This is a genomic window from Caballeronia choica, from assembly GCF_001544535.1.
GTDB lineage: Bacteria > Pseudomonadota > Gammaproteobacteria > Burkholderiales > Burkholderiaceae > Caballeronia > Caballeronia choica.
Genome location: NZ_FCON02000269.1, coordinates 1 through 6085, shown reverse-complemented (window position 1 = coordinate 6085; position 6085 = coordinate 1). Strand labels below are relative to the sequence as shown.

At 66.9% G+C, this 6085-nt stretch carries 4 protein-coding genes; 2 read left to right on the top strand and 2 right to left on the bottom strand.

What is annotated here, in order from left to right:
* Positions 1 to 372: 372 nt before the first annotated feature.
* Positions 373 to 1857 carry a DUF1254 domain-containing protein gene (locus AWB68_RS41980; protein ID WP_087650038.1) on the bottom strand — a complete coding sequence of 495 codons (1485 nt, stop codon included), beginning with the start codon at positions 1855 to 1857 and terminating at the stop codon, positions 373 to 375.
* Positions 1858 to 2138: 281 nt separating this feature from the next.
* Here AWB68_RS41980 and AWB68_RS41975 point away from each other — a divergent pair, with 281 nt between their 5' ends.
* The gene (locus tag AWB68_RS41975) at positions 2139 to 2783 is read left to right on the top strand and encodes an FMN-binding negative transcriptional regulator (protein WP_087650039.1); all 645 of its coding nucleotides are present in this window, start codon (positions 2139 to 2141) and stop codon (positions 2781 to 2783) included.
* Positions 2784 to 2883: 100 nt separating this feature from the next.
* Entirely contained in the window at positions 2884 to 5352 is a 2469-nt protein-coding gene (locus AWB68_RS41970; protein WP_235028808.1) for a heavy metal translocating P-type ATPase, read from the top strand.
* Here the strand turns inward: AWB68_RS41970 and AWB68_RS41965 are convergent.
* A complete protein-coding gene (locus AWB68_RS41965) occupies positions 5292 to 5774 on the bottom strand; it encodes a thioesterase family protein (protein ID WP_087650036.1) in 483 nt (160 codons plus the stop codon). The genes AWB68_RS41970 and AWB68_RS41965 overlap by 61 nt on opposite strands.
* Between the last annotated feature and the right edge of the window lie 311 nt (positions 5775 to 6085).

The following is a 6085-nucleotide window of genomic DNA, read 5'->3' as shown; positions in this document are numbered from 1 at the left end:
GCGATGGGTTTCGGGTTTCAGTTTGCCTGACGGGTGAGCGCGTAGCGCGAAGCCGGATGAATGACTGCTGGTCCACTCCGTGTAGCGGTGCGACGTGCGCGCCTTTTCTACATGCCAACAACGATTAAACCCCGCTAACGACACTCCCCCGGTTGGACCACTTCGAGGGAACGGGCTAGCGGGGCATGGCAAGCATTGGCGGTGGGAAGCTGCTTTCTTTGCTTACTTTCTTTGCAGCAGCAAAGAAAGTAAGTCCCGCCCCGGACAGGGGCAGAGCTAATAAACCAAAAACAAAACAAGTTCCATAGAAGCGCAAAAACATCAAACGGCGTAAACACCCCACCCCCAAGCGCCAGCGCCAGCCCCCTACTACTATTGCCGCTGAACCGCCGGCGGCGCCCAACTCCCATCGGCGGCTTGCGGCTTCGGCGCATACAGACGCATCACAAGCTGGAAATCCCCCCCCGGCGCCGGCAGCCAGTTCGAAACCCGCGCCTTCCCCGGCGACGCTCCCGAAACGATCACGTCGAACGAACCGTCGCGATTCTTCTTCAGCTTGTCATGATCCGACACCGACAGCCGCGACACCTTGTCATCGGCGAGCGCGCCGTCCTTCGTATAAGTGGTAAGCGTCCAGAACCCGCGCACCGGCGGCACTTGATTCGGCGCGAAATGCACCACGTAAGTATTCGCGCCGTTGAGCGGATGACCGTCGCTGTCGACGCGCGCGACCGGCCTCACTTCGCTTTCCTTGGTCGCGGTGCCCGGCTGGCGGCGGGCGAGGTAGGCGCGCAAGGTGTAATCGGAGCCGTAATTGCCGACGCCGTCGCCAAACCAGGTCCAGCCGTTTTTCGTCAGCGCGTTCGACGGCACCGTCGCGAGCCGCTCGCGGCCGTCGGCCACGCCGGTGCTGAGCAGTCCCGCGTCGCTCTTGCGGAATTGCACCGGCTCGCCGGGCACCACGCCGAGATCGGCAAGCTGGCTCATCGCGTGGGCGTCGTCGGCGGACGGCGGGTTGTCGTCGAGCGCCCGCGCGAGGCGCGCGAAGAACGCATTGGCATCGAGCGACTCCGCCTGCTCGGCCGGCGACATGGCGCTGGCGGGCGTCGCGGAGCGCTCGGCCGTGGCGGCGGCGTTGGCGTTCACGGTGGCGGTCGTGCCGGGCCAGGCGCCGGTCGCGGCGGGCGTCGAATCAGCCGCCGCAACCGCGCGCTGGGCGCCCGATAGCGTTTCGACCTGCATCGCCGTCTGGACCTTGCGCGCTTCGCGCACGTCGCGCTGACCGTTCACGCGCACGCGAATCGAGAGCCACACATAACGCGTCGTCGATTCGATACGCAGCGCGCCCGCCGGCAAATTGCCCTTCCAGCCCGCCGGCACGAACGCGATCGTCTGCGCCTTCGGGAACGGTGCGCGCTCGGCGCTCGAATAGAGGACGTCGGTCCACGCGTCGAACGCGCGGGCGTCGTAGTAGCGGCCGCGCGGCGCGGCCGGCAGCGACACGATCACCGGGTCGCTCGCGACGTCGAGCCACGCGGTCGATTCGAGCGTATCGACGCTCGGCGTGCCCGGCGCGCCGACCGGCGGCAGCGCCGTCGCGTGGCGCAGCGTGTTGAGCGGCGCCTGGCCGGGACGGTTTGCGTCGCCGCCCGCCGCCCGTTCGCGCGCGATATCGGACGCCACGAGCGGGAAACCGAACGTGTAGGCGTCGGCGACCTGATCCTTCAGCCAGCCGCCACTGGTCTTCGGTTGCGGCGCCTTCGAGGCGCAGCCGGCGAGCAGCACGGCTGCGCTCAAGCCCGCCGCCATCCACATGGCCGAATGCAACGGGACTGCCCAGCGTCGATTGGTTTTCATTCGAGTTCGAATCCGGTTTTTCTGCTTTGTGTCCGTTCGCCGCGACGCCTCGTACGCTTGCCTCGTCCCCTGCCCGCTCCTCGGCGCCGCGCTGTTTTTCTGTCTTGGCATCCGGGTTTTATCTTATCTGTCAAGGATAGGCAAGAAGCGCGTTGCATCGCGGGTGCGTCTGGCCGCGCAAGGGCTCCTCATGGCTCGTGAACGGCTCGGGCGCCAGGCTTTCGACACCCGCCCGCGTCGCGTACCATGAATGCTCGTTCATCCCGATATTCGAGCCGCCGATGTACCTTCCCGCCCATTTTGAAGAAAACCGCCCCGAGGCACTCCATGCGTTGATTGCCGCTCACCCGCTCGGTGCGCTCGTCATATCCGGGCCAAACGGCCTTGATGCGAATCATGTCCCGTTCGAATTCGATGCGTCCGCAGGCGCGCACGGCACGCTGCGGGCGCATGTCGCGCGGGCGAATCCGGTCTGGCAGGAAGTTCAGGCTCAGCAGGACGTGCTGGTGATTTTCCAGGGTCCGACGGGCTATATCTCGCCGAACTGGTATCCGAGCAAGCACGAGGCGCACCGGCAGGTTCCCACTTACAACTATCTGGTGGTGCACGCGCACGGCCGGATCACCGTGCGCGACGACGAAGCGTTCGTGCGCGGCTTTGTCGCGCGGCTCACGCGGCGGATGGAAGCCGGCGAACCGGCGCCCTGGAAAATGGGCGACGCGCCGCGCGACTACATCGACCAGATGCTGGCGGCGATCGTCGGCATCGAGATCGAGGTGACGCGGCTGGTCGGCAAGGCGAAGCTCTCGCAGAACAAGACCGACGCAGACCGGCGCGGCGCGGCCGACGGCCTGCGCCGGCGTGGCAACGACGCAGCCGACGCCCTCGCCGACGCGATCCTCACCGCGCCGCCGCTTCCCAAATAAGGGCATGCTTGACCTTCCAAGCATTGGAAGGTCAATACTGTGTCTGTCGGGGCTCTTCGGATTTTTTCGTTGCCCCCAGCCAGACCGGGAGTGTTGTGTCATGTCCAGTGCACCAGCTTCATCGAAAACCGCCGAATTCGCTGTCGGCGGGATGACGTGCGCGTCGTGCGTCGCGCGTGTCGAGAAGGTTCTGACGCGCGTGCCGGGCGTCGAGCGCGTGTCCGTCAATCTCGCGACCGAAAAGGCGACCGTCCACGCCAACCCGTCCGTCACCGACGACCAACTCATCGCCGCGATCACCAAGGCGGGCTACGAAGCCACGCCCATCGTGCCGGAAGCGCCGCCGGCCGCGGCCCCGCCCTCGCGCCAGGGCGAACTCGTCGCGGTGAGCGTCTCCGCGCTCTTCACGCTGCCGCTCGTCTTGCCGATGCTCGGCCCCACATTTGCGCTCGACGCCTGGCTCCAACTCGCCCTCGCGAGCGTCGTGCAGTTCGTGTTCGGCGCACGCTTTTACGTCGGCGCGTGGCACGCGCTGCGGGCGAAAGCGGGCAACATGGATTTGCTCGTCGCGCTCGGAACGTCCGCGGCGTGGGGCTTGAGCGTCTATCAGATGCTCGCCCATCCCGGCGCTTCGATGCACTTGTACTTCGAGGCGGCGGCGGTCGTCATCACGCTCGTGCGCTTCGGCAAGTGGCTGGAAGCGCGCGCGAAGCGGCAAACCACCGACGCGATCCGCGCGCTGAACGCCCTGCGCCCCGACCGCGCGCGCGTGCGCGACGCCTCGGGCGAGCGCGAGATCGCGCTCGCGGCCGTGCGCGTCGGCGATATCGCGATCGTGCGGCCGGGCGAACGCGTGCCGGTCGATGGCGTGGTGCGGGAAGGCCGCACGCACATCGACGAGTCGCTGATCACCGGCGAGAGCCTGCCGGTCGCGAAGGAACCGGGCGCGCGGGCGACGGCCGGTTCGATCAACGGCGAAGGCGTGATCGCGATCGAGACGATGGCAATCGGCGCCGAAACGACGCTCGCCCGGATCATCCGGCTGGTCGAATCGGCGCAGGCGGAAAAGGCGCCGATCCAGCGGCTGGTGGATCGGGTGTCCGCGGTGTTCGTGCCGGCGATTCTCGCGATCGCGCTCGTGACGCTGGCCGGCTGGTTCATCCACGGCGCGAGCGTCGAGACGGCCGTGCTGAATGCGGTGGCGGTGCTCGTGATCGCATGCCCGTGCGCGCTCGGACTCGCCACGCCCGCCGCGATCATGGCGGGGACGGGCGTCGCGGCGCGGCACGGCGTGCTGATCAAGGACGCCGAGGCGCTCGAACTCGCGCACCGGATCAAGGTCGTCGCGTTCGACAAGACCGGCACGCTGACGGTCGGCCGTCCGGCGGTGACGGCGTTCGAAACCGCGCCGGGAGTCGATCGCGACGAAGCGCTCGGGCTTGCGGCCGCCGTGCAGCGCATGAGCGATCATCCGCTGGCGCGGGCGGTCGTCGCTGCGGCGGATCAGGCGGGCGTCGCGCGATTCGAGGCCAGCGCGGCGCAGGCGGTGCCGGGGCGGGGGGTTGAGGCGAGGGTGACGATGGGGGTGTTGGCGGCCGGCGTTGGCGTTGGCGTTGGCGTTGGCGTTGGCGTTGGCGTTGGCGTTGGCGTTGGCGATGGCGATGGCGATGGTGTCGGTGCGCAAAGGCTCGCTATCGGCAGCGCGCGCTGGCTCGGCGAAATGAACGTGGACGTGCCGCACAGTCTCGCCGCGCGAGCGCACGAACTCGAAGCGCAAGGCAATACGGTTTCATGGCTGGTCGCGATGGGCCGCCGGGATGGGCAAGCGAACGTCGCATTTGGCGGCGACATGAGCAACGACGCAGCCCACAGGACCGGAAGCCACGCTGCTGCGGCAAACGCAAACTCAACCCGCCCCGCGACGGAAGACGCCAACGCGGCCCGCGTTCTCGCGCTGATCGCCTTCGGCGACACCGTTAAGCCCACGGCCCGCGACGCCATTGCGCGACTCGCCTCGATGGGCGTGCAAAGCGTGCTCGTCACTGGCGACAATGCGGGCAGCGCGGCGAGCGTCGCGCGAGCGCTTGGCATCGCGGCGGACGATGTCCACGCGCAGGTCCTGCCCGCCGACAAGGCGCGCGTCATCGAGCAATTGAAGGCATCGACGCAGGGCGTGGTCGCGATGGCCGGCGACGGCATCAACGACGCCCCGGCGCTCGCGGCCGCCGACATCGGCATTGCGATGGCGAGCGGCACCGACGTGGCGATCGAAGCGGCCGGCATCACGCTGATGCGCGGCGATCCGGCGCTGGTCGCGGATGCGATCGACATTTCGCGGCGCACGTACCGGAAAATCCAGCAGAACCTCTTCTGGGCGTTCGTCTACAACCTGATCGGCATTCCGCTTGCGGCGTTCGGCCTGCTCGATCCGATGCTCGCGGGCGCCGCGATGGCGTTCTCGAGCGTGAGCGTCGTGACCAATGCGCTGTTGCTGCGGACGTGGCGCGCTCAGGCGGGATCGGTTGCCGCCGAAGATCGCGCGGGCAGGCCGATCACGCGGCCCGCATAGCGTGCCCGGGGTGCGTCGCTGGACGAAGCCGCGATGCGTTCGGCGATGTCTGCATCGAACGGAGCGGCTTTCGGGTCGCCGGTGGTATCGATGTGCAGCAGCATCTGTTCGCTCGCCGATACTGGCTCCCTTGAATCGCCCTCGAACATTTCCAGGTACAGGTGGACGCGCTTCGCATCGCGCGCCAGCACTTGTGCCTCGATGCGGACCTGCGCGCCTTCCTTGATTTCGCGCAGGAAGTTCACATGCGCCTCCAGCGTGTACATCGTGCGATGACGCGCGCGGCGCGTGGCGTCGTCGAGGCCGATGCTGTCCATGAATGCGTCGGTTGCCAGGCTGTAGATGAGCATGTAGAACGCATCGCGGAGGTGGCCGTTGTAGTCGACCCATTCGGGTTTTACCGTGTCGTGGTAGATCGCCATCGTTGAGGCTCCTTTTGGGGTTACACCGTTTGATGCGCTCAGTCCGGGGGTGGTCGCTGGCGCTCGGGGTGGGATGGGGTTTGGGTTACACCGTTTGATGCACTCAGTCCGGGGGTGGTCGCTGGCGCTCGGGTTGAGGTGGGGTTTGAGTTACACCGTTTGATGTTTTTGCGCTTCCATGGAACTTGTTTTCTTTGCGGTCTATTTGCTCTGCCCCTGTCCGGGGCGGGACTCACTTTCTTTGCTGCTGCAAAGAAAGTAAGCAAAGAAAGCAGCTTTCCAACGCCAATCCTTGCCATGCCCCGCTAGCC

Coding starts and splice junctions, on each gene's coding strand:
- AWB68_RS41980 (WP_087650038.1), bottom strand. CDS start 1,857: ATGAAAACCAATCGACGCTGGGCAGTCCCGTTGCATTCGGCCATGTGG.
- AWB68_RS41975 (WP_087650039.1), top strand. CDS start 2,139: ATGTACCTTCCCGCCCATTTTGAAGAAAACCGCCCCGAGGCACTCCAT.
- AWB68_RS41970 (WP_235028808.1), top strand. CDS start 2,884: ATGTCCAGTGCACCAGCTTCATCGAAAACCGCCGAATTCGCTGTCGGC.
- AWB68_RS41965 (WP_087650036.1), bottom strand. CDS start 5,774: ATGGCGATCTACCACGACACGGTAAAACCCGAATGGGTCGACTACAAC.